The organism is Arthrobacter sp. Soil_N43 (assembly GCF_057655195.1).
Genome location: NZ_JBDGML010000021.1, coordinates 1 through 21517, shown reverse-complemented (window position 1 = coordinate 21517; position 21517 = coordinate 1). Strand labels below are relative to the sequence as shown.

The 21517-nt window shown below is 66.8% G+C and carries 21 protein-coding genes and 1 pseudogene; 12 read left to right on the top strand and 10 right to left on the bottom strand.

Going from position 1 to position 21517, the window contains the following annotated elements; translation table 11 throughout:
• The 4 genes from AC3A3W_RS01000 to AC3A3W_RS00985 form a co-directional block, all read right to left on the bottom strand.
• Positions 1 to 634, bottom strand: a 634-nt coding sequence (locus AC3A3W_RS01000) for an ABC transporter ATP-binding protein (protein WP_487440028.1), incomplete at its 3' end; no start/stop codon positions are given.
• 192 nt (positions 635 to 826) lie between these two features.
• Complete coding sequence (gene rsgA, locus AC3A3W_RS00995) at positions 827 to 1960, bottom strand: ribosome small subunit-dependent GTPase A (RefSeq protein ID WP_487440027.1); 1134 nt, start codon at positions 1958 to 1960, stop codon at positions 827 to 829.
• A gap of 277 nt (positions 1961 to 2237) precedes the next feature.
• Positions 2238 to 2690 (bottom strand): NUDIX hydrolase, encoded by a 453-nt coding sequence (locus AC3A3W_RS00990; RefSeq protein ID WP_487440026.1) that lies wholly within the window; start codon positions 2688 to 2690, stop codon positions 2238 to 2240.
• 41 nt (positions 2691 to 2731) lie between these two features.
• Entirely contained in the window at positions 2732 to 3694 is a 963-nt protein-coding gene (locus AC3A3W_RS00985; RefSeq protein ID WP_487440025.1) for an N-acetylglucosamine kinase, read from the bottom strand.
• Between the two features lie 36 nt (positions 3695 to 3730).
• Here AC3A3W_RS00985 and AC3A3W_RS00980 point away from each other — a divergent pair, with 36 nt between their 5' ends.
• On the top strand, positions 3731 to 4777 hold the full coding sequence (locus AC3A3W_RS00980; protein ID WP_487440024.1) for a nitronate monooxygenase: 1047 nt from the start codon (positions 3731 to 3733) through the stop codon (positions 4775 to 4777).
• A gap of 41 nt (positions 4778 to 4818) precedes the next feature.
• Here the strand turns inward: AC3A3W_RS00980 and AC3A3W_RS00975 are convergent, their stop codons facing one another.
• Positions 4819 to 5790, bottom strand: a complete 972-nt coding sequence (locus AC3A3W_RS00975; protein WP_487440023.1) for a LysR family transcriptional regulator — start codon at positions 5788 to 5790, stop codon at positions 4819 to 4821.
• Positions 5791 to 5907: 117 nt separating this feature from the next.
• Between AC3A3W_RS00975 and AC3A3W_RS00970 the strand changes: the two genes are divergently transcribed.
• The gene (locus AC3A3W_RS00970; RefSeq protein WP_487440022.1) at positions 5908 to 7242 is read left to right on the top strand and encodes an MFS transporter; all 1335 of its coding nucleotides are present in this window, start codon (positions 5908 to 5910) and stop codon (positions 7240 to 7242) included.
• On the opposite strand, the gene AC3A3W_RS00965 is transcribed toward AC3A3W_RS00970, so the two are convergent.
• The gene (locus tag AC3A3W_RS00965) at positions 7239 to 8402 is read right to left on the bottom strand and encodes a trans-sulfuration enzyme family protein (RefSeq protein ID WP_487440021.1); all 1164 of its coding nucleotides are present in this window, start codon (positions 8400 to 8402) and stop codon (positions 7239 to 7241) included. The genes AC3A3W_RS00970 and AC3A3W_RS00965 overlap by 4 nt on opposite strands.
• Before the next feature lie 133 nt (positions 8403 to 8535).
• Here AC3A3W_RS00965 and AC3A3W_RS00960 point away from each other — a divergent pair, with 133 nt between their 5' ends.
• Positions 8536 to 9048 carry an Lrp/AsnC family transcriptional regulator gene (locus AC3A3W_RS00960; RefSeq protein WP_487440020.1) on the top strand — a complete coding sequence of 171 codons (513 nt, stop codon included), beginning with the start codon at positions 8536 to 8538 and terminating at the stop codon, positions 9046 to 9048.
• A 65-nt stretch (positions 9049 to 9113) separates the two neighbouring features.
• Here the strand turns inward: AC3A3W_RS00960 and AC3A3W_RS00955 are convergent, their stop codons facing one another.
• The gene (locus tag AC3A3W_RS00955) at positions 9114 to 10352 is read right to left on the bottom strand and encodes an MFS transporter (protein ID WP_487440019.1); all 1239 of its coding nucleotides are present in this window, start codon (positions 10350 to 10352) and stop codon (positions 9114 to 9116) included.
• A 170-nt stretch (positions 10353 to 10522) separates the two neighbouring features.
• Between AC3A3W_RS00955 and AC3A3W_RS00950 the strand changes: the two genes are divergently transcribed.
• From AC3A3W_RS00950 to zapE, 4 genes are read left to right on the top strand one after another with little or no spacing between them, the layout of a single operon-like run.
• Positions 10523 to 11023, top strand: coding sequence for an Lrp/AsnC family transcriptional regulator (locus tag AC3A3W_RS00950; protein WP_487440018.1), 501 nt, complete (start codon positions 10523 to 10525; stop codon positions 11021 to 11023).
• Between the two features lie 9 nt (positions 11024 to 11032).
• Positions 11033 to 11458, top strand: a complete 426-nt coding sequence (locus tag AC3A3W_RS00945) for a DUF1761 domain-containing protein (protein ID WP_487440017.1) — start codon at positions 11033 to 11035, stop codon at positions 11456 to 11458.
• 25 nt (positions 11459 to 11483) lie between these two features.
• Positions 11484 to 12479: a magnesium/cobalt transporter CorA gene (gene corA, locus AC3A3W_RS00940; RefSeq protein WP_487440016.1), complete on the top strand. Its 996-nt coding sequence runs from the start codon at positions 11484 to 11486 to the stop codon at positions 12477 to 12479.
• A 4-nt stretch (positions 12480 to 12483) separates the two neighbouring features.
• A complete protein-coding gene (gene zapE, locus AC3A3W_RS00935) occupies positions 12484 to 12993 on the top strand; it encodes an AFG1/ZapE family ATPase (protein WP_487440015.1) in 510 nt (169 codons plus the stop codon).
• Between the two features lie 19 nt (positions 12994 to 13012).
• On the opposite strand, the gene AC3A3W_RS00930 is transcribed toward zapE, so the two are convergent.
• The gene (locus tag AC3A3W_RS00930; protein WP_487440014.1) at positions 13013 to 15028 is read right to left on the bottom strand and encodes a glycogen debranching N-terminal domain-containing protein; all 2016 of its coding nucleotides are present in this window, start codon (positions 15026 to 15028) and stop codon (positions 13013 to 13015) included.
• Between the two features lie 226 nt (positions 15029 to 15254).
• Here AC3A3W_RS00930 and AC3A3W_RS00925 point away from each other — a divergent pair, with 226 nt between their 5' ends.
• The 4 genes from AC3A3W_RS00925 (at position 15255) to AC3A3W_RS00910 (ending at position 18731) form a co-directional block, all read left to right on the top strand.
• Positions 15255 to 16328 carry a LacI family DNA-binding transcriptional regulator gene (locus tag AC3A3W_RS00925; RefSeq protein WP_487440013.1) on the top strand — a complete coding sequence of 358 codons (1074 nt, stop codon included), beginning with the start codon at positions 15255 to 15257 and terminating at the stop codon, positions 16326 to 16328.
• A 208-nt stretch (positions 16329 to 16536) separates the two neighbouring features.
• Positions 16537 to 16746: a hypothetical protein gene (locus tag AC3A3W_RS00920; RefSeq protein ID WP_487440012.1), complete on the top strand. Its 210-nt coding sequence runs from the start codon at positions 16537 to 16539 to the stop codon at positions 16744 to 16746.
• 144 nt (positions 16747 to 16890) lie between these two features.
• Positions 16891 to 17427 (top strand): helix-turn-helix domain-containing protein, encoded by a 537-nt coding sequence (locus AC3A3W_RS00915; protein WP_487440011.1) that lies wholly within the window; start codon positions 16891 to 16893, stop codon positions 17425 to 17427.
• A 98-nt stretch (positions 17428 to 17525) separates the two neighbouring features.
• Entirely contained in the window at positions 17526 to 18731 is a 1206-nt protein-coding gene (locus AC3A3W_RS00910; protein ID WP_487440010.1) for a tyrosine-type recombinase/integrase, read from the top strand.
• Here AC3A3W_RS00910 and AC3A3W_RS00905 read toward each other — a convergent pair.
• Positions 18659 to 18961, bottom strand: a complete 303-nt coding sequence (locus AC3A3W_RS00905) for a hypothetical protein (RefSeq protein WP_487440009.1) — start codon at positions 18959 to 18961, stop codon at positions 18659 to 18661. The two genes, AC3A3W_RS00910 and AC3A3W_RS00905, sit on opposite strands and share 73 nt — an antisense overlap.
• A gap of 293 nt (positions 18962 to 19254) precedes the next feature.
• Between AC3A3W_RS00905 and AC3A3W_RS00900 the strand changes: the two are divergent.
• Positions 19255 to 19341, top strand: a pseudogene (locus AC3A3W_RS00900) (ubiquitin-like protein Pup); the annotation flags it as partial.
• A gap of 865 nt (positions 19342 to 20206) precedes the next feature.
• Here the strand turns inward: AC3A3W_RS00900 and AC3A3W_RS00895 are convergent.
• The gene (locus tag AC3A3W_RS00895; RefSeq protein WP_487440008.1) at positions 20207 to 21103 is read right to left on the bottom strand and encodes a hypothetical protein; all 897 of its coding nucleotides are present in this window, start codon (positions 21101 to 21103) and stop codon (positions 20207 to 20209) included.
• Positions 21104 to 21517: the final 414 nt, after the last annotated feature.

Below are 21517 nucleotides of genomic sequence, written 5' to 3'. Positions count from 1 at the left end.
CCGCCACCTTGTCCCCCAGCACGGTGGCCTCGTCGATGTCATGGGTGACGAAGACAATGGTCTTGGCCAGGTCGCGCTGCAGCCTCAGAAGTTCGCGCTGGAGTTCGTCGCGGACCACGGGGTCCACGGCGCTGAAGGGCTCATCCATGAGCAGCACCGGCGGATCGGCAGCCAGGGCGCGGGCCACGCCGACCCGCTGCTGCTGGCCGCCGGAGAGCTGGGACGGATACCGCTTCCCCAGCCCCGAGGCCAGCCCGACGACGTCGAGCAGTTCCTCCGCACGCTTGCGTGCGTCCGCTTTTGACACGCCGTTCAGGCGCGGCACTGTGGCGATGTTGTCCAGGACCGAGCGGTGCGGCATGAGGCCGGAGGACTGCATGACGTACCCCATGGAGCGGCGAAGCTCTGCGGCCGGCACCGATGTGACATCCTTGCCGTCCACGGTGATGGTCCCCTTGGTGGGCTCAACCATCCTGTTGATCATGCGGAGCGAGGTGGTCTTGCCGCAGCCTGAAGGTCCGACGAACACCGTGATGGAGCCCTTGTCGATAGACATGCTCAGGTTGTCCACCGCCGGCTGTCCACCCTGGTACTGCTTGGTGACGCTCTGGAACTCAATCATGGCTTCGGCCATTCCCGGCTTACCTAACTGTCGGCGGCATCGGACGGTAGAGCGAGCTGATCATAAGCACGCTGATTTTTGGGTGTAAAGCGCGTCTTGACACAGCGTAACCAGTGCCTGCGGGAAAGTAACGGCAGACGCCCATACCGTAATCATTCGGAGACAACACCCGGCCGGATGGGTCGCCCGGCCACAGCCGCCGGGCTAGCCGTTTCTGTACCGTTCCGCCGCGCGCTGGCTCCTGCCCGCTACCACCACCTTCTGGTGCCATTCGCGCTGGTAGGCACGCCGGGCCGCTGCGTCGTGCCGCCGGTTCAGGGCGGCAAGCTCGCGCTGCAGCTTGAGATAGCTCGCCCAGCGCCTGGCGTCCAGGGTCCCGTCCGCGAGCGCGGCCTGGACAGCACAGCCCGGCTCACGGTCATGGGCGCAGTCGGAGAACCGGCACTGTCCGGACAGCTCCTCAAGATCGCCGAACATCTCGCCCATGCCCTCGTCGGCGTCGAAAAGCCCAAAGCCACGCACTCCGGGCGTGTCCATGAGTACCGCGCCGCCCGGCAGGGGCACCAGCTCCCGCGACGTGGTGGTGTGCCGTCCCCTGCCGTCCGCGGCCCGCACCTCTCCGGTGGATTGCACGTCGCTGCCGACGAGCGCGTTGATCAGCGTGGATTTGCCGGCGCCGGAAGGACCCAGTAGCACGAGGGTCCCGCCGTCCGGGACGTGGGCGAGCAGCTCGTCCAGGCCGTCGCCCTGCTCTGCCGACGTTGTCACCACCTCCACTCCGGCCGCCTGCAGGATCACTTTCCCGACGACGTCGTCCGCGAGGTTCGCGAGGTCGGCCTTCGTGATGATCACCAGCGGTGTGGCACCGGAATCCCAGGCGGCCACGAGTGTCCGTTCCAGCCTGTTGTGGGTCAGGGGCCGGTCGACCGGAACCACCACGCCCACCACGTCGATGTTGGCGCCCAGGACCTGCGCCTCGGAGGACGCCTCGAACGCCCGCTTGCGGCTCAGCTCGGACGTGCGGGGAAGCACGGAGACGATGGCCGGCTCTCCGGCGGCGTTGCGCCCGAGCCAGGCCCAGTCGCCGCTGGCAGGCACGGGCGGTGCCGCCGGATACGGGACGCGGACCAGTCCATCCGCCGTGGCGACGAGGATGCGGTTCCGGTCAACCCGGACGATCCGGGCGGGCACGTGCCCGCCGCTTACCGGGTGGGAGGTGAAGTGCGCGGCCGTGGAGGCCGTGAAACCATAGTCGGCAGGTCCCCGCAGCTGCGCGGTGCCGGGGTTGTGGTTGGAAGGGCTGTTTGCGGCCGTTGAAGGGCCGGAAGGAATGTTCACTGTGGACCTCTGGGTGGGGCCCCTGGCACCACGCGGCCGGTCCGAAGTATCGTCCGACTCCAGGCGGGCGGCTGCGTTGACGGCTGGTGTCTAGGCGGTGCCGAATAGCGGGGCAGGATTAATGAAGGAGTCTTTGCGTGTGCGCCCTGGGCGCAGGAATGCTGCAATCATCAAGTCCACCTCCCCGTCGCGGTTCATCCCGGATGCCGTATCCGGTCGCTCCCAACAGGATAGCCAGCCGGGTCACGGCTTGGCTAGGAAATCCCGGGCTAAAATCTCACTCCAGCTTGCCGTTGACCGGCCGCTCCCGGAACAGCCGCAGCCCCGCATCCACCAGCGAGACGCGGTTCAGGGCGCCGACTTCATCCAGCGGGATCCAGGCGGCGTGGGTGGTGGTACCGTCCACCTCGTGGCTGAGTTCTCCGCCGGTGATCCGCGCTTCGTAGACGAGCCGGAGTGCCTGGAAGTCCCGCTCGATGCCGTCCAGCCGTGATCCCGCGGGCCAGTGGCCGACGTCGATCCCCAGCATGGGGCCGATCTCGGCGTGGTAGCCCGTTTCTTCGAAGATCTCCCGAACGCATCCGTCGACCGGATGTTCGGCGAGGTCCAGGCCGCCCCCGGGAAGCGTCCAGCCCTCCTTGCCGTCCTGTTTCCAGTAGGCCAGCAGGATGGCGTCGTCGCGCAGGATCACGGCGTAGGCGGCGGGGCGGGTGTCGAAGAGAACGCTCATGAATCCAGCCTAGCCCGGCGGCTCTGCCCGCGGCTCTCCCGCTAGCGACCCTCGCCGACGAGCTGCAGAACGCCGAACACGGGCTCGCGGTCAAGGACCCGCACGTCGGTGACGCCGGCCGCGGCGAGGTGCTTCCGGAAGGAATCCTGGAGCCGGACAACGTTCATGCCCAAGCCGCTTCCCAGAATGACGGGGCCCTCCAGCCCGAGTTGCCGCAGAACCTGCGCGGCCATGCCGGCCAGGTCCTTGCCTGCCTGGTCGATGAGCTCCTGGCTGACCCGGTGGCCGGCGTCCGCGGCCTCCACCACATGCCGGGCCTGCTGGGCCCAGTAGCGACGCCCCGTGCTGGGCGAATGGAACAGGGCGATCAGCTTGTTGGGATCGTCAATGGCGCAGGACGCCAGCAGGGCACGGGTGAGTTCGTCGGGATCCAGCCCCTGGTTCATGCGGCGGAGGCTGTGGCGGACGGCTTCCCTCCCCAGCCAATAGCCGCTGCCTTCGTCGCCCAGAAGGTAGCCCCAGCCGCCGGCCCGGGCCTCTTCCCCCCGCCTGTTCCTCCCCCAGGCGGCCGATCCGGTGCCCGCGATGACGGCCACACCGCTGTCCGCTCCGCCGGCCGCCAGCAGCAAACGCGAATCATGGACCACGGTGACCCTTGCGCCCGGAACATGGGGGCTGATGAGTGCCGCCAGCGCGGCGGCGTCCTCATCCGTGTCGATGCCGCCGGCACCTGCGTAGACGTGGGCCACGGGACCCCGGCCGATTTTTGCGAACAGCTCCGCCAGATGCGCCGCCGCTTCGTCACGGGTGACGTTCTGGACGTTGGAACTGCCGACGATTTCGTCGGCCACGGGCTGGCCGTCCTCAAAGCGGACGCCCCGCGTCTTGGTGCCGCCGATGTCCAGGCCGATCACCGTGCCCGTGGAAGGAACGGTGCCCGGCGAAGGGGCGGTGCTGCCGGCGGGAACAGACAGGGCATCGGGTAGGTTGTCAGAGTCAGTCACCCCACCAGCCTACTGAAGCGCACCAGGAGCGGAGCAATGTCCACCAGCCTGTTTGGTACCCGGATCATCGCAGCACCCATGGCCGGAGGAACGTCCACCACCCGCTTCGTTGAAGCTGTCTACCACTCGGGCGGCCTCGGCTTCCTCGCCGCCGGCTACAAGACGGTCGGCGCGATGAGGGAAGAGGTGCAGGCCGCCAAATCGGCCGGCATCCGGTTCGGCGTAAACGTCTTCATGCCGGACAGGCGGCAGCTGCAGCCATCCGCCGAAGCTCTGGCCCGCCTGGAGCAGTACCGCGAGAGCCTGCGCGGTGACGCGTCCCGCTATGGCGTCGATGTTCCGCCGCTGACCCTGGATGACGACGATGCCTGGCAGGGCAAGATCGACGAACTCCTGCTCGACCCCGTGGAGCTGGTCAGTTTCACCTTCGGCCTGCCCGGGGCCGACGTGGTGGGGAAGCTCCGCCAGGCCGGCTCCATGGTGCTGGCCACGGTCACGAGCAGGGCCGAAGCAGAGTTCGCCGCTGAACGCGGCGTGGACGCCCTCGTCGTGCAGCACGGCAGCGCGGGCGCGCACAGCGGCGCCTTCCTGGCCGCTGGCGCGCCGGCCGCTGCCCGGTCCGCCGCACCCTCCACGACGGCGGAGCTGGTCCGGGAGGTGCGCGCCGCCGTCGGCCTTCCGCTGATAGCGGCCGGTGCAGTGTCCGACGCAGCGGCGGTGACGTCGGTGCTCAAGGCCGGGGCCGACGCGGCACAGGTGGGGACCGCACTCCTGCGCACGGACGAAAGCGGCGCCCGGCAGCTGCACAAGGACGCGTTGGGCTCTGACCGATTCACGGAAACACGGCCGACCAGGGCCTTTACCGGCCGCTACGCCCGCGCCTTGGTCAACGGGTTCGTGCGGGACCATGAGGACGCGCCAGAAGGCTACCCGGCCATCCACCACCTCACGGCACCCATCCGCGCCGCGGCGGCCGCCGCCGGGGACGCCGACCGTCTCAATCTCTGGGCGGGTACGGGCTGGCGGTCGGCCCGCACCGGGCCCCTCGCCGGGGCCATGGACACTCTCCTCGCCGCGGACTAAGCCTGGGTGGTGGATGACCGGGCGGCCGGGGCAACGTCCGGTCAGGTCCCGGAGCGGGCACGGACCAGCCCGGCCAGCAGCGCAGGTCCTTGCCCCAGCACGAGTTCCCGGAAGTGCCGCACCGGCTCGGGTTCCGGGCCGCTGCGCTCACGCCACGCCAGACCGATCTCGCGGTACGCCAGCTCCGAGTCCAGCGGCAGCTCCACCCACCCCAGGTCTCCGCTGCGGGCGGCACCATCGGGCCGGGGACTGCCACCGGGAGGCAGGATGCTCACTCCCAGGCCCGCGGACACCAGGCCACGGACGGTATGGGAGTCCTGGCTCTCAAAGGCTATCCGAGGCCGGAACCCGGCTTCCCGGAACAGGGCATCGGTGAGGGACCGCAGGCCGTACCCCGGGCCCAGCGCAACGAACGGCTCCCCTTTGATGTCAGCCAGGACGGCGGACCGGCGTCCGGCAACCCGGTGTGCGTGGTGCACCACGAGCCGCAGCGGCTCCCGGTAGAGGGCGGCCGAGCCGATGGTCCGGCTGGCTGCAGCCACGGGTGCCGTCAGTGCGAGGTCCGCCGCGCCGGAGGCCAGTTCCGCGAGGCATGTGTCCCTGGCTCCCTGGCTGAGGTGGAACTCGGTCTGCGGGTGGCGCTTCCGGAACGTGCTGATCAGCAGCGGCAGCGTGGCCTCACCGAACGTGTGCTGGAACGAGACAGCGATCCGGCCACGGACCACCTCGGATTCATGCCACACCAGGTCAAGGCCAGCGCGGAACTCCGCGAGCGCGGACTCGATGTAGGGCAGAAGTGTCCGGGCCGCCGGCGAGAGGCGGACACCCCTGCCCTCCCGGATGAGCAGCTCGGTGCCCACCACGGCACTGGCGCGGGCCAGCGCACGGCTCACCGTTGACTGCGGAACACCCAGCAGCTCGGCCGTTTCCGTGATGTGCTGCGTGCGGCCCAGCTCTGCGAGCAGCGGCAGGATGGGCAACAGCTGAACGAGCTGCCGGTGCTCAAGGTCCATTTGCTTTCCCAGCTCTTCCCGTTGTCGTTAGGCATGGTCGGTAAGCATCCACCCCTGCATGATTTTCTACCGAATCATGCATTGGATACTAGATCACGGCAGTCCTACGCTGAAAGCATGCGAATGCCCGCCGTTCCCGACTCCTCCGGCCAGCCAGGCTCCGGCCCCGGAGGATCCGCATCACCGGGCAAGCCGGATAAGACGGCGTGGGAAGGCCATGCGAAGGGATCGCCCGCTTACGGCAAGATCCTCGCGGGCCTGGCTTTTGCGGGCGTGGCGACCTTCGCGCAGCTCTATTCGACGCAGGCCGTACTGCCCCTGATGTCCTCGGAACTCAGCGTCACCGCGGCAGAGGCAGCTCTGACGATTTCGCTGGCAACGGTGGGGCTCGCCGTCACCGTCATCCCGTGGTCGTTCCTGGCCGACAGGATCGGACGGGTCAGGGCGATGACCTGGGGCATCTCCGCCGCCACCGTGCTGGGGCTGCTGGTTCCGCTCGCCACCTCGTTTCCGCTGCTGCTGGGGCTCAGGATGCTCGAAGGCATGGCGCTGGGCGGCATCCCCGCCATTGCCATCGCCTACCTGAACGAGGAGGTCAACAAGGCCCACGCGGCCATGGCGGCCGGCAGCTACGTGGCCGGAACCACACTGGGCGGACTGGCCGGACGGCTGGTGGCCGGCCCGGTGGGCGAACTGTGGGGCTGGCGGGCCGCTGCGCTCGCGGTGTCCGCACTTGCCACCATCGCTGCGGTGCTGTTCCTGGTGCTGGTTCCCAGGGCCAGGGGGTTCAGGCCTGCCCCGGCCAGGGGCCTTCGCGGCGCAGTCCGGACGCTGGGCGGCCACATGGGCAATCCGCGCCTGCTGGCCCTCTACGTCCAGGCCTTCCTCCTCATGGGCGGCTTCGTTGCCGTTTACAACTACCTGGGATTCCGGCTCTCCGGCGAGCCGTTCAGCCTGCCGGCAACGCTGATCAGCCTGATCTTCCTTGCCTATCTGTCCGGAACGGTGACCTCCCGCTGGGCAGGCGGGCTGACCCAGCGGTTTGGCCGGCGGACCGTGCTGCTGGCAGGCATCCTGCTGATGATGGCCGGCCTGTCCCTGACCCTCACCCACATGCTTGCGCTGATCCTGGCCGGGCTTGTGGTCTTTACCGGCGGGTTCTTCGCGGCGCACAGCATCGGGGCAGGCTGGACCGGCACCATCGCCTCCTCAGGACGGGCGCAGGCCGCGTCGCTGTACAACCTCGCCTATTACCTGGGCTCCAGTGTGATCGGCTGGGCGGGCGGCCTGGTGTTCCAGTCGCTGGGCTGGACGGCGCTCGCCGTCACCGTGATCGTGCTGGGATGCACGACGGCGGTGATCGCCGCCGTCGTGCATCCAAACGTCGTGCATCCAGCCGGCGTGCATCCAGCCGGCGTGCATCCAGCCGGCGGGGACGATCCCGGAAGTTAGCGCGTCCCTTCGATGGCCTGGACGAGGTCCCCGAGAATGTCCGTGGCGTCTTCCAGCCCCACCGAAACCCTGAGGAGGGTGGCATGCGGCTTGGCCTCCGCCGCCACCGGGCGGTGGGTAAGGCCGGCAGGGTGCTGGATCAGGGTGTCGACTCCGCCGAGGGATACCGCGTGCGTGATCATCCGGACGGCCGCCGGGACACGCTCCGCATGTTCGGCGCTGCGGAGTTCAAAGGCGATCAGGGAACCCGGCCCCGCCATCTGGGTGCCCACCAGCCCCTGCGGATCGCATTCGGGAAGGCCCGGGTAGCGGACCGTGCGCACCAGTTCATGTCCGGCCAGCCCGGCGGCCACCTTATGGGCGGTGGACTGCTGGGCCCGGACCCGGACGGGAAGGGTGGCGAGTCCGCGGTGGAGGAGGTAGGCCGGCCACGGCGTGAGGATGCCGCCGGTGATGGCCCGGACCTGCCGCAGGCGGACGGCCCACTCCGGCGATGCCGCCACCACCCCGCCCATCGCGTCGCCGTGGCCTCCCATGAACTTGGTGGCGCTGTGCAGCACGAGGGCGGCGCCGTGGTCCAGGGGCCGCTGCAGCACGGGGGTGGCAAAGGTGTTGTCCACGAGGACGGGAACACCGTCCGCCGCCGCCACGAGGCGGGCGATGTCCACGAGATCCAGGCTGGGGTTGGCGGGGGTTTCCACGACAACCAGTCCCGTGTCCGGCCTGAGCGCGGCGTGGACGCCCTCCGGCGCGGTGAAGGTCGCCTCTGTTCCCAGCACACCCGAGGCGAGTAAGTGGTCGCTGCCGCCGTAGAGCGGCCGGACCGCCACGACGTGCTTCTGGCCGCCGGCTACTGCCGCAAGAAGCACCGCGCTCAGGGCCGCCATGCCTGTAGCGAAGGCCACCGCGTCCGGCGCCCCCTCCAGCACCGCCACGCCGGCCTCGAACCGCGCCACGGTGGGATTCCACAGCCGCTGGTAGACGGTGCTTTGCCCCTCCAGGCGGGGGCCTCCGGTGGCCATCTGCTCGTAGGCGAGGCCGCCGTCCTCCACCGAGGGCAACGGTGCCGTTGTTGAAAGGTCGATGGGCAGTGCGTGGACGCCCTGGCCGGTTAGCCCGTCACGGCCGGCATGGACCGCCATCGAGTCGTAAGAAAGCATGATGCTCCTTGTGAATTATTCGCCATTGAACGCCGCAAGTATCTGGCAAATATTCGGAGATTGACAGCTCGCATGAATGGAATGGCCGGAAAGTCGCGACTAAGATGAACTGAGAACACCCTGAGGAGGACCAGTGAGCAGCAATGCGAAGAATATTCGGCTCGGGTCGGCACATGCCGAGCCGCTGGATGCCATCGACGAGCGGCTGCTGGCGGCACTCGTGGACGACGCACGCATCTCCAACAAGCAGCTCGCCGAACTCGTAGGAATCGCCCCCTCCACCGCGCTGATGCGCACCCGCGCCCTTTCTGAGCGCGGCATCATCCAGGGTTTCGAAGCCAAACTGAGCCTCTCGGCCATCGGACGTTCCGTGCAGGCGCTGATTGCTGTGCGGCTCCGCGCCCACGACCGCGAGCAGATCGACCGCTTCACCTCCCGCGTCCCCAAGCTGCCGGCCGTGCTGTCCACCTTCCATACCTCCGGCTCAGTGGACTACCTGCTGCACATCGCGGTAGCCACGACTGAAGACCTCCGAGACTGGGTGCTCGACAACCTGGCCACGGACCCGGTGGTGGGCCACACCGAAACCACGCTGGTGTTCGAGCACATGCCGGGCAACCACGGTCCGTTGCATGAGCAGGACTGACCGCAACTGACGCCGGAGGCGGCCGGTTACGCCAGACGGCGGGTTCCGTCAGACGGTCGGTTCCGTCAGGCGGACCGCAGCGACCGGCGCAGCGCCACCGCCGCCAGCGCCCCGGCGGCGATGCCACAGAGCACGACGAATCCGCTGGCGGCCCCCTCAAGCCCGTATGCGGCCGCTGCCAGGCCCAGCGCGATCACCGGTACCGCACTCCCCAGGTACGTGATCACGTAGACGGTGCTGATGATCTGGGCATGGCGTGACGCTTCCACCTTGCCCGCCACCTCGTTGAAGGCCGTGCGGAATGCGATGCCCTGGCCGACGCCGGCAGCCAGGCTGGCAGCAACCAGCAGCCAAGGATTGCTCCAGGCCGCCGCGGCTGCGATCAGAGCCACCGAGGCTCCAAGCAGCGTCAGACCGGCCGGAACGGCGAACCGGCTGCGGACGCCGATCAGCTGGCTCAGGGCGGAGGCGCCGAGGGCAAGGCCAGCGAGGACCCCGATGAGCGGCCTGGAATCCACACCAAGGATAGGTGCGAAGTAGCCGGGTGCCAGAGACAGGCAGAAACCAAAGACCGCGAAGCTCAGGAACCCGACGGCGGCCGCCAGCCAGAACGCGTCCCGCGCCTCGTGCGAGACCGAAGGCCGGCGGGGCGCCAGTGCCCTCAGCGGCCGCGGACCATCGACAGGCTTGATGGCCGGACGGGCGCGGAGCAGGTACAGCGGGACCAGGAGCACCGCCAGGACCACGGAGTGGATGACGTAGGGCGTGGAGGTGGGGCCGGGCAGCAGGGAGAGCACTCCCCCGATGGCCGGGCCGGCCGCCACACCGCCGGCGGAGGCCAGCAGGGTGAAGCGTGACGCCCATTCGGGCCGCTGCGGAAGCAGTTCCCGGAGGGCGGCCGAGCTGGCGCCGGTGGCCAGCGCCACGGCGATCCCCTGAAGCGCGCGCCCTGCCGAGAGCACGGCAAGGCTGTCCGCACCGGCAAAGACGAGGCCGCCGGCCAGGCCTGCCAGCACGGCTAGGAGCAGCGCCGCGCGGCGGCCGATGTGGTCCGACCAGTGACCTGCCAGCATGAGGGTGGCCACGAGGGCCAGGACGTAGGCCGAGAAGGCGAGCGACACGTCGAGGGAGGTCAGGCCCAGCCTCGCCTGCAGCAGCGGGTACAGCGGCGTCGCGAGGTTGGCCCCCACCAGGAGGGTGAAGATCACGACGCCCGCCATGGCCAGCCGCGCGGTGTTCGATGCGTCCCAGCCCCGCGCGCCGGCGGCCGCCGGCCGCATCCGAAGTTCGCTAAAGACGGTCATGCCCGTGCCCTTGCCTGTACGGCAGCGCCGGCTCCTTGTGGGAGCTTCCGCTGCAGCTGAAAATTGATACCTCCAGAATGGGCCCGGTGTGAGTAAATGGGGTGCTGCTTCGTGGGAAAATTGATCAAAATCATCAATCTTTGACCCCAGAAGTGAGCCGGAGTGATCAATTGAACAGCCTGGACCCCACCGACCTCCGCATCCTGCTGGAGCTGGTCCGCGACCCGCGGATCCAGATCGGCGAACTGAGTGACAAACTCGGCATCGCCCGGAACACTGCACAATCGCGCATGCGGCGGATGCTGCGTTCCGGCGTCCTCCGCGACGGCGGCCGGGAAATCGACCTGGAGTCCGTGGGGTACGACGTCGTTGCTTTCGTGACGATCGAAGTGACCCACCGCGAACTCGACGGCGTCGTGGGCGCCTTGCGCCTGCTCCCCCAGGTCCTGGAGGTACACGAGATCTCCGGCCGGGGCGACGTCTGGTGCCGCGTGGTGGCCACCGATACGCACAACCTGCAGGCCGCCCTCCGCTCGATCCTCCGGATCAAGGGGGTCATCCGGACGGAAACCGTGCTGGCGCTGCACACCCACATTCCCTACCGGACAGAGCCGCTCATCAGCCGGCTGGTGCAGGGCGCGTCCGTCCAGGCAACAGTCCATGGGGAATAGGATTCAAGGATGGATTGGCTCTCGTACATTTCCCAGATCAACTGGCTCGCCGTGCTGCTTGCCTTCATCGCCAGCATGGCCATCGGCTTCGTCTGGTACCTTCCCGCTGTGCTGGGCACGCGCTGGATGGAGGCCATCGGCAAAACGGAAGAGGAGCTGAAGAACTCGGAGGGCGGTGCGGGTATCTGGTTGCCCATGATGGTCTACGCCGCGCTGACTGCCGTCCTGCTCGCAGTCCTGATTGCCAGGCTGGGCCTGGACACCGCAGTGGCCGGCGGGCTGTTTGCCCTGGTGCTCGCCGTGGTATTCCGCGCCGGAGGCCATGTCATCCACAACGGCTTTGCCGGGCGCCCGCGGGCCGTCACCCTGATTGATTCCGGCCACGATGTGCTCGCCATGACTGCTGCCGGCGTCATCATCGGCGCGATGTCCTGAACCGCAACCCAAGGAACGGCGCACCGTGACCATCATCGATAACGCCGTCTATGTCGACGGAATCCGCAGTGCCGAACCCGATAACCTCGAGCAGACGTTCGAGACGCTGTCCGCGCATGGCGGCATGGCCTGGATCGGGCTCTACCGGCCCACCGAACTGGAAATGGCCGCCGTCGCGGCGGAGTTCGGCCTCCATGAGCTTGCTGTGGAGGACGCCATTTCGGCCCACCAGCGGCCCAAGCTGGAACGCTACGGGGACCACCTGTTTACCGTGCTCAGGCCTGCCCGCTACCTCGACGAAACCGAGACCGTGGAGTTCGGCGAGCTGCACATTTTCACCGGCAAGAACTTCGTGGTCACCGTCCGGCACGCCGAGATGTCCGGCGTGGGAAAGGTGCGGCGCCGCCTGGAGTCGCGGCCCGACCTCCTGCGCCATGGCCCCGAAGCCGTGCTCTACGCCCTGCTGGACCAGGTGGTGGACGATTACGCCCCCGTGGTGGCGGGGCTGGAGAACGACATCGACGAGATCGAAGACCAGCTGTTCTCCGGCGACACGACAGTGTCCCGGCGCATCTATGAACTGGCCCGAGGAGTCATCCAGTTCCAGCGCGCAATCCACCCCCTGCCGGGGATGATGCAGCAGCTGAGGCGGGGATTCGAAAAGTACGGGGTGGACACCGACCTGCAGCACAGCCTGCGTGACGTCGAGGACCACGTGGAGCGGGTGATATCCCGGGCGAACTCCTTCCGTGACCTCCTGCAGAACGCGCTCACCCTGGACGGCACGCTGACCGCCAACAGGCAGAACGAGGCAAGCGCGGAACAGAACGAACAGGTCAAGAAGATCTCGTCCTGGGCCGCCATCTTCTTCGCCCCGTCCTTCGTGGCGGGCGTCTACGGGATGAACTTCGACCACATGCCCGAACTGCACTGGGCCTTCGGCTACCCCCTGTCGATCGGGCTGATGGCAGGCACCGCGGGCCTGATGTACGCCATCTTCAAGCGAAAGGGCTGGCTGTAGGGGGATGTCCGGGTTCGAGCGGGGCCTCATCATCACGCCGGGCACCGACCGGCAGCTGGGCACCTACGGCCTCTTCCGGCCGGCTCCCTCCCAGCAGCAGGTCCTGGAACTCCCATCACACGACCTCGCCGTCAGGAGCGCCGGCCCCGACCTCCTCTGGGTGAGCTTTGCCGCGCTGTGCGGCGGCGCGCTGGGGAACGCCGACTACGGGACGCTGGCGGGCACGTTCCCGGCGTGGGTAGTCGACGGCGTCCCGTCCCCGGCCGGAGAGGCCGCCGCGGGCGCGGCCGCGGCCTGGCACCGCTTCCTCGAAGTGCTGGACACTCTCCGCGACCGGGACATCATGCTGATTCTCATCAGCCCGCGCCCCCTCGACTGGGAGGCAGGATCCCAGCCCGCCGGTCCGCCGTCGGACGTCGCCGCGACACTCGCCGGAATTGCGGACCGGCTCGCCGTATTGCGCCGGGTCGAATCCGACGAGCAGCTTCAGGACGAACAAACCAGCGGCTGCTAGCGAAGATGGCTGGACTACGTCAGCGCGCCGAAGCCAGCAGCCCCTCGTGCCCGCCTGCTGTCCCGCCGTCCTGTCCTGCAGCATCGGGCCCCGGACGATCGGCCCCTGACCCCAGGGCCGCGGCGATCACGACCGAGCTGGCCGACGCCCACGCCTGCGGGCGGCAGCTGGCGGGGAACGGTACCGGAGCCCGCATGGTGTCCGAGCCATGGCCGCCGAACAGCTCAGGCAGCCGCCACTCATTGGCCTCCGCCACCTTCAGCAGTCCCGACGCCAGCTGCGCGGCCTCATCACGGAAGCCGTCGGCCAGCATGCCGCTGATGATCAGGGCGGTGTCATGGCTCCAGACCGCGCCGGCGTGGTAGCGGGTGGGCCAGTACCCGCCGTTCGTGGTGGACAGGGTTCGCACGCCGTAGCCGGAGAACATGGTCGGATCCATGATGCGCCTGACCACCAGCTCCTGCTCCTCCTGGTTCAGGATGCCGGTACCGAGCAGGTGTCCCATGTTGGACGTGACGCCGTCGACCGCCTTCTTGTCGGCGTCGAGCGCCAGCGCGGGATAGGGACCCAGCTCGTCCTCACACCAGAACTGTGCACGGAACCGCTCCGCCATTCCTGCCGCGTAGTCCCGCCATTCCTGGGCGCCTGCGCGGCCAAAGGCATCCAGGAGCTCGGCCCCGACGGTTGCTGCCTCGAAGGCATAGGCCTGGACTTCGGCCAGGGCGATGGGACCCGTGGCCAGTGAGCCATCGTGCCACCGGATCGCATCACCGGAATCCTTCCAGCCCTGGTTGACCAGCCCGCGCCCGGAGGTGTCGAGGTATTCCAGGAAGCCGTCGCCATCCAGGTCGCCATGGTCCCGCAGCCATTCCAGGGCGTCCTGGAGGTTGGGCAGCAGCTCCTCCACCTCGGCCGCGGGCATTCCCGCCTTCCAGGCGTCGTGGAGGAGGCAGATCCACAATGGCGTGGCGTCGATGGTGCCGTAGTAGACGGGCGGCAGCCGCAGGGCCTGGCCACTCTCGGCCATGGTCAGGACGGTCCGCCGGACTTCGTGCAGGATCTTCCCGGGCTGCACCGCGGTGGTGTGGTCCGTCTCGGTTCCCTGCCGTCCTGCCAGGGCCCGCAGGGTGCCGCGGGCGATGGCCGTGGTGATGGGAAGCAGCATGCGGGCGGCGATGATGGAATCCCGGCCGAACATGGTGAAGAACCACGGTGCGCCGGCGGCGAGGAACGTGTCATGGGGGTGCGAGGAATGGGCAAGCCGCAGGCTGTTGAGGTCGCTGATTGACCGCTGCAGGAGGTTCCTGAGGCGCGGATCCGCGGACACCGGGGCCTCGATGGGCGCGCCGTCGCCGGCGAGCATCGGCGAATCGGCGTCCGTCAGGTCCGCCGCCCACTGGAGGACGGCGGCGGCTCCCGGCCGCACTTCCACTGCCCAGTCGATGGTGACGGTGCTGCCATTGAAGCCCACAGTGCCCGGCACTGTTTCGCTGCCGGATCCCGTGGTGAGGCGCAGCTCGGTGTCGGCATCGCGCCAGGACCACGTGCTGGCATGTGGCTGGACCGGCCGGAGGGATCGTTCGCCCTGCTTGATCTGCTCCATGGTGGTGTTGTCAGCCGCCAGCGCCAGGCGCACGTTGAGCGTGACGGGCTCACGGAACGCCGACTCCAGCGTCAGGGTCTCCGCCACCCGGCCTGTGCAGCCGGTCAGGGATTCGGTGTCCTCCCCCGGCCGGATCCTGCCCGATTCAGCGGTGCGGGTCCGCACGAGCGAAAGCAGCGGATCGGCCACGTCAGCGTCGGCGCGGACGAAGTAGATGTAGTCGGTCTGCTTCGAGGAACGCAGCTGGGTTGATACCCACTCGGGCTCCCGGCCGTCCACGGTCAGCACAGCCCCGCTCAGCACGCGGTCGTCGCCGCAGTAGATCCCTTGGGCCCCTGCCCCGCGGATCTGTCCGTGGGCGTCTGCCCATGCCTGGATCGGGGCGCTGAAGACGCCGGAAAGGTTGTGCAGGTACGGCTGCTCAGTGGCCACGGAAAACTCCTCGAATATAGGTGGGACGGAGACCGGAAGAGGGCTGCGGAACGCCTGCTGCCGACTGAACAGGGCAGGACCGGAGAAAATTTGATCGATCAAATTTTGCGCGCTACGATCTTCTCACAGCAACCGGCAGAAGGAAAAGTCACCGCGCCCCTTGCCGCCAGCGCGGGCACCGTCCGCCCGGACGCTGCCGGCCGACCAGCAACCCCGAGGAGCATTCGTGGCCCGGCCAACACTCGCAAGCCTTGCCGCCGAGCTCGGCGTGTCACGGCAGACCATCTCCAACGTGATCAACGCGCCGGACCGGGTGAAGCCGGCAACACTGGAGCGGGTCCGGGCGGCCATCGAAGCCGCAGGCTACCGGCCCAGCGCAGCCGCACGCCAGCTGCGCACCCGGCGGTCCATGAACCTCGGCATGAGGCTCATGCCGGCCACGGACGGCATCAACGGATCCATCCTCGACCGGTTCCTGCATGCCCTGACCGAATCCGCCCAGGACGCCGGGTACCGGCTGACTCTCTTCTGCGCCGATTCGCACGAGGACGAAGTCCTCCAGTACGGGGAGCTGCTCAATGTCGCGGGCATCGACGGCTTCATACTCACCTCCAGCAGCCGCGGCGACGTCCGGACGAAGTGGCTGCAGGATAACGGCACACCGTTCGCCGTCTTTGGGCGGCCCTGGGAGACGGCACCGGGGCACGATGCGGCGCGGCATCCGTGGGTGGACGTTGACGGCGCGGCCGGCACGGCGGAAGCCGTCACCATGCTCACCGGGCAGGGCCACACCCGCATCGCCTTCCTGGGCTGGCAGGATGGAGGCCCGGTCGGCGAGGACCGGCAGGCCGGCTGGGAACGTGGCATGCGGGCCCTGGCTCCCGGCCAGGATGTTTCGCGGCTCTGGGCCTCGGCGCCGGACACCATCTCCGGAGGCATCTCCGGCGGCCGGGAACTCATCGCGAGAGGGGCGACGGCGATTGTCTGCGCGAGCGATTCGCTGGCCATCGGGGCCGCGGAAAGCCTCCGCGAGATCCGTCCTGAGCTGTTCTCCCCCGGGCAGCCGGCCGGACCCGGAGTGCGGGCTGCCGTGGTGGGGTTTGACGACACCCCGGTGGCAGCGGCCCTGGGGCTCTCCAGCGTGGCCCAGCCGGTGGAGGACGCCGCCCGGCACATAGTGCGCCTGCTGACGTTCGAGCTGGCGGGCCACAGCGGAGAGGGCAGCGCGCCCGAGCAGCACTTGCTGCTGGCGCCGCACGTGGTGGAAAGGGTCCCCCTGCCGCTGGCGCCTCCGCGCTGACGTCGGCGCTGACGTCGGCGCTGACGTCCGGACCGGTCAAGGGCCGCCAGGTGTTCCCCTAATCCCAAGCAGGCGGCTGTATCATCCGTCTACCGCTGCCGTAACGGGTCTCGAGGATCTACGGCTGCGGTAGGTGGCCCGCCCTGGTTCACGGGGAATGGGCGGGCCACCGCCCCAGGGGCAACGCCGGATGCGAAGGGAGACCCACGTGGAGCCTGGCATTCACTTCGCCGCATTCATCTGCGTGGTTCTCGCCGTGACGTGCTTCACCGTCGGCGCGGTGATCTCCTGGCACCCACGTCAACTGCCGATCGGCAAGGGACAGGGAACGGCCGGCGGCCACCTTCGATTCGCGATGCTTGCCGGGACGGCCTTCAGCCTTACCGGGGCCGCGCTGATCGTCAGGACCCTCATCTGATGGTTGGCCCGCCACCCTCGGGTTGCTGCAGGCAAGTGGGCGGGCCACCTGAACCATTGGTATTGCCCCGGAGAGCCATGCGCCCAACACGGCCAGCGCACTGGTTCAGGTTGTTCTCTGCCGTTTCCGGCCCGCCACGCCTGGATGCCCCGAGCTCCTGGTTCGGAGGCCTCTGTTTCGAGGACTTCAGGCTTCAAGCCCGTGAAATCTGTGGAGCTAAGGGGATTCGAACCCCTGACCTCTTCGATGCGAACTGTGGATAACGTGAGTTCACGCTTGCTCACGAAAGAGTGCCACAGCGCGCCGTTACGCGGAATCAGGCTCACGTTGCCTCACGCTCGGTCACATCCGATTCACGCTCGTTCACGCCCAAAGTGTTATGCAAAGTGTTATTCCCCCGGTCCTGCGCAAAGTGACCGCTCTCGGCCATCGAGGCGCATAGGACTCTCTGTGAACACAGCAGACGGAATAGCAAACGGCCCTTCATGGATGCCGTCGGAATTGAAGACACGAGAAGAAGCGGCGGCATATTTGCGCCGTTCCCCCGGGACCTTGGCCAATTGGGCGGCCCAGCGGAAGGGACCGCCATACTATCGTCAACTGGACGGCGCCGTCGTCTATGCGATCGAGGATCTGGCTGAGTGGCTGGCTGCCCAGCGAGTGATGCCGAGGGCAGCATAGTGGCCAATCATGAGACTCGACCGGGGTCATGGGGAAAAATTCCACCCGCAAAGAGACAGCCGGACGGCAGCTACAAGGCCAACGGACGATACAAGACGATGGACGGGAAGCTCCTCCAGCGTTTTCGCACCGGCACCACTGCACGCAAGGCCGAGGACGCCCTTCTGGCCGTCTTTCAAACAATGGCTGTGGAGGACGCAGCCAAGCACTCGGCGGAACTCAACAGGACTTCGGGACGTGAGCCGGAGGTACTCTTCGGTGAAGTTGTTGAGAGCTGGATCTCATACATAGAGGAAGGCGGCAAAGCGCTGCGGGTTAGCACTGCCTATGAGTACGCACGTATGGCAAGGGCTGACATCGTGCCCTCTCTCGGCGCCTTGAAGCTGGCTGACGTTGACATCAAAGCCTGCGCAAACTTTCTGCATGGCATCGTCAGCGGAGGCCGTTACTACGCAAAAGCAGAACATAACCGGGCTGTTCTTTCTAACATCCTGGAGTGGTGTGCCGGCCTTGGTCTCATTCCTGGCAACCCGGTGAGGCAAGTGGCCTATCTCCCCAAGCCCAGGAAAAAGCCAGTCCAGATAATCGAAAAGGAGGACATGGCCAAAGTTCTGTCCTCGGTGCGACGCCATGGGGAGGTTCAGATAAACGCCAAGCGGCCGGGACCGCCAGAAAACCTGGACATCCCGGATGGCGTGGAGTTGCTCCTGGCCACGGGGGTGAGAATCTCAGAACTCCTTGCACTGCGGTGGGATGACGTGTGGATCGACAAATTGGACGACGGCTCCAACTGGGTGCAGATCAACGGAAAAGTGGGCTGGGAGAAGGGCAAGCCCATGCTGCGTCACGACTACGGAAAGACAGGCAACAAAATCCTTGACCTTCGCATCAGCCCCGAAGTTGCAGCAATGCTCCGCGCCCGAAGAGTCAACGAAAGGCGTTCCAATCCCAATGGGGCGATCTTTCCTGCTCGGGGCGGCAAATGGATGCAGCCCCACAACTTCCGACGGCGCTGGCGCGCAGTCCGGGAGGAACTGCAGATCGCGTATGACTTGCCGGCTGAAGAAGTCCGCCTCGGGAGGAAACAGGAACACCGCCAGTCATCCCCGATCGAAACCGTCACCCCTCATACTTTCCGACGTTCGGTGGGGACATACATTGCAGAGACGGTGTCAATCGACCAGGCCGCCCAACAGTTGGGGCACAGCCGGACAGCTGTGACAATCCGGTCTTACCTCAGAGAACGCCAGGAGGCTCCGGACAGCAGTGAGTATCTGGCCAGTGTCATGTACAGGCGGCAGTAAAACCACGCTCCTGAAACCTCGTCGCTTTTTCGCGTCGCCACGGAGCCATCATGCCAACTGGGCGGCCTCCGGCGCCGGACGAGCTGCTCGATGGACGCGGAGGCTTCGAGGGTGCAGAAATTTTCGGTACCGCGCCGTTCGGCGGCCGCCCCGGCACCGAGGGCGCTCAGGACTACGACGATGGGTTCGGCTGTGGCTTGGTCGGCGGCGTTGCCGGTGGTGTCGGTCATAAGGTGCTCCTCAGGGGTGTCGGGTCGTTGGCATTCATGTGTTTGCGGCATTCCCCCCACCGGGCACCGGCCGACAGGAAGAAGCCGCTGCGGGGTCTGGGCCCCGTGTCGCGTACTGGTTCGTGGGCGGAGCGCAGGGTCCCTTCGAAACGGTCGAGGTCGCGTCAGTACCGGATGCAATCAGGGGCTATTGCGTTGCTCCCGCCAGGACTATCCTTCCTACGACACTCTCCTGAAAGGACAGCATCATGAGCGAAAAGGAAGAGGGCAGCGGATCCGGCAGGCCCGAGGATGCTGACGACCTCCTGGATGAAATCGACGAGGTCCTCGAGCAAAATGCTGAAGAGTTCGTCAGGGCGTTCGTCGATAAGGGCGGCCAAGGCGCAAGCGACTTTCTCTCGCAGCAGTTCTTCGCTGACGCAGTTGCCAATGCGGTTGTTGGTGGTGCGGCATATGAGGCGCTGAAGTGGACGCTCCAGAGCGGTATCCGGGCGTTGCGGAAAGAATTGACGCTGCGTCCTGACACTCACGTGCGGCCGATATTCACGGAAGGCCCGTTGCTGCCGGAGGGCAGAATCTTGGACTTCACGAATCCCGACGGCTCCTTCAAGGACAGGCGCGACGAGGAGCTGCTGAAAGCTTACTTCGAGTTCGTGGCCGGGATTCTTGGCGATGCTCCGCCTCACCACAATATTCAGGAGGCAAACGCCCTCCATGCGGTCATGTTCACCCGGCAACTGCTCATCCGAACTGGCTGGGTACAACTCCCCCCGAAGCAGGCCAAGGTACTGCACGCCGCTGGTCTGAAACGGACGGGAGCGAGTCTCACGGCGGCGCAGATGACTGAGGAAATCGTAGGAGCGTGGATGAAGAGAAACCCGAAGGCGTCCAAGGGTATCTATGAACTGTGAGGGTGACGCTGGCGGAACCGACGGTCGCCGCTCCAATGGCGGGTGTCGGTGCCCCGGTCTGGTCTTCGCTTATGCAACGTATCGGTACACGCTAGTTGAAACGCATGCCGTCCTTGTCGATGAAATCGCGCACAGCGGAGCAAGCCCGGATCTGGAGCATGCCCTCCCAGTTGCCAAGTCATGGGCGATTCTTCGGCGATTCTTCGGCAGCCTGATGCACGCTGCCCCGAGCTTTGGGGTTCCGCTATTTTGACTCAGGCCACGTGTCCGAGCCGAGAGTTTCTCTCAGCGGGATGAGGCCTGGGCGACTGCCCGGGCCTCATCTCACCTCTGTTTACGGAATGCGAACCGTTGACGCTGAGTACTTGATGGCTGTGGTGTATCCGGCCTTGGTGCCGACGACACGGACCTTGATTGTGTCGTAGCGATCGGCGGCAACCAGCCGGTAGATCCTCCCCGTGGCACCGGCAATGGCGACACCTGACCGGTACCACTGGTATTTCAGGGTCGTCCCGTAAGTCCAACTCCCGGGCACCACGGTCAGGGAGTATCCGTAACGCGGGGTGCCGCTGATCCTGGGAACCGGCGCGACGAGCGTTCCGGCGACCACCGCTGCGGTTGCCGCCGAGTCCTTGGCTACAGTGGTGTAGCCGGCCTTTGAGCCGGTGACGCGCACTTTTATGGACTTGCCGAGGTCTGCAGCCCCCAGTGTGTACTTGGCTGCTGTCGCACCGGCGATGGCGGTGCCAGAGCGGTACCACTGGTATTTGAAGATCGTCCCGGACGTCCAGGTTCCAGGGGCAGCCGACAGTGCGTATCCGACCTTCTTGGTTCCCGTGACCGTCGGAGCCGGCGCTGTCAGGGTTCCGGCGGCGACTGCCCCAGTTTCAAGTGAGTCCTTTGTGACGGTCGTGTAGCCAGGCTTGGAAATGCTGACCCGTAGCTTCACCCGCTTGGCTAGATCGGTCACAGAGAGTCGATACCCGGGTCCAATCTCCCCGGGGACGGCCACGCCGGAGCGATACCACTGGTAGCGCTTTGTCAGTTGGGGGTCATAAAAGATGGAGGTGCGGCCCGTATTCCAGGTTTTCGTATCGAACGTCAGCACATTGCCCACTTTCACTGCGCCGTTCAAGACCGGGGTTGGGGCTACGAAAACGGCAGGAGTCACCCTCGTAGTGGGCAGGGATTCAACGGTGTGGATGGCATATCCCGGTTTCGTGATAGTCAAGCGGATAGTTACGGCATGACCAATGTCGGCAAGCTGAACGGAGTAGTCCATACTTGTAGCCCCCGGAATTGCCACACCGTCTCGGTACCACTGGGAGGCCCGGGATTGCGCCGCAGGAGTTGAGAACCAGTCGTAGCTGTACCTTGGCACCGACAATGTTTCCAGATACCTGGGTGTCCCTGAGATCCTCGGAATCTGAACCTGGCCGAAGGAACCTTCGGCGATAGGCCCTGTCGGAGCGGATTCATTCATCAGGGGCGTATATCCTGGCCGGGACCCGGTGACCTGAACCGTGACAGCCTGACCGGCATCTGCCGCGGCCAGCACATAAGTGTTCTCAGTGGCGCCGGTGATGGCAGCACCAGAGCGGAACCACTGGTACTCCAGGCTCACCGGTGACGGCTCCCACACCCC

What these genes read in the sequence shown, in the direction of transcription:
- AC3A3W_RS00980 (WP_487440024.1), top strand. Translation starts at nt 3,731, where the DNA reads ATGTCCACCAGCCTGTTTGGTACCCGGATCATCGCAGCACCCATGGCC.
- AC3A3W_RS00970 (WP_487440022.1), top strand. Translation starts at nt 5,908, where the DNA reads ATGCGAATGCCCGCCGTTCCCGACTCCTCCGGCCAGCCAGGCTCCGGC.
- AC3A3W_RS00910 (WP_487440010.1), top strand. Translation starts at nt 17,526, where the DNA reads ATGGACGGGAAGCTCCTCCAGCGTTTTCGCACCGGCACCACTGCACGC.
- AC3A3W_RS00975 (WP_487440023.1), bottom strand. Translation starts at nt 5,790, where the DNA reads ATGGACCTTGAGCACCGGCAGCTCGTTCAGCTGTTGCCCATCCTGCCG.
- AC3A3W_RS00915 (WP_487440011.1), top strand. Translation starts at nt 16,891, where the DNA reads ATGCCCCGAGCTCCTGGTTCGGAGGCCTCTGTTTCGAGGACTTCAGGC.
- zapE (WP_487440015.1), top strand. Translation starts at nt 12,484, where the DNA reads ATGTCCGGGTTCGAGCGGGGCCTCATCATCACGCCGGGCACCGACCGG.
- AC3A3W_RS00965 (WP_487440021.1), bottom strand. Translation starts at nt 8,402, where the DNA reads ATGCTTTCTTACGACTCGATGGCGGTCCATGCCGGCCGTGACGGGCTA.
- AC3A3W_RS00990 (WP_487440026.1), bottom strand. Translation starts at nt 2,690, where the DNA reads ATGAGCGTTCTCTTCGACACCCGCCCCGCCGCCTACGCCGTGATCCTG.
- AC3A3W_RS00955 (WP_487440019.1), bottom strand. Translation starts at nt 10,352, where the DNA reads ATGACCGTCTTTAGCGAACTTCGGATGCGGCCGGCGGCCGCCGGCGCG.
- AC3A3W_RS00945 (WP_487440017.1), top strand. Translation starts at nt 11,033, where the DNA reads ATGGATTGGCTCTCGTACATTTCCCAGATCAACTGGCTCGCCGTGCTG.
- AC3A3W_RS00905 (WP_487440009.1), bottom strand. Translation starts at nt 18,961, where the DNA reads ATGACCGACACCACCGGCAACGCCGCCGACCAAGCCACAGCCGAACCC.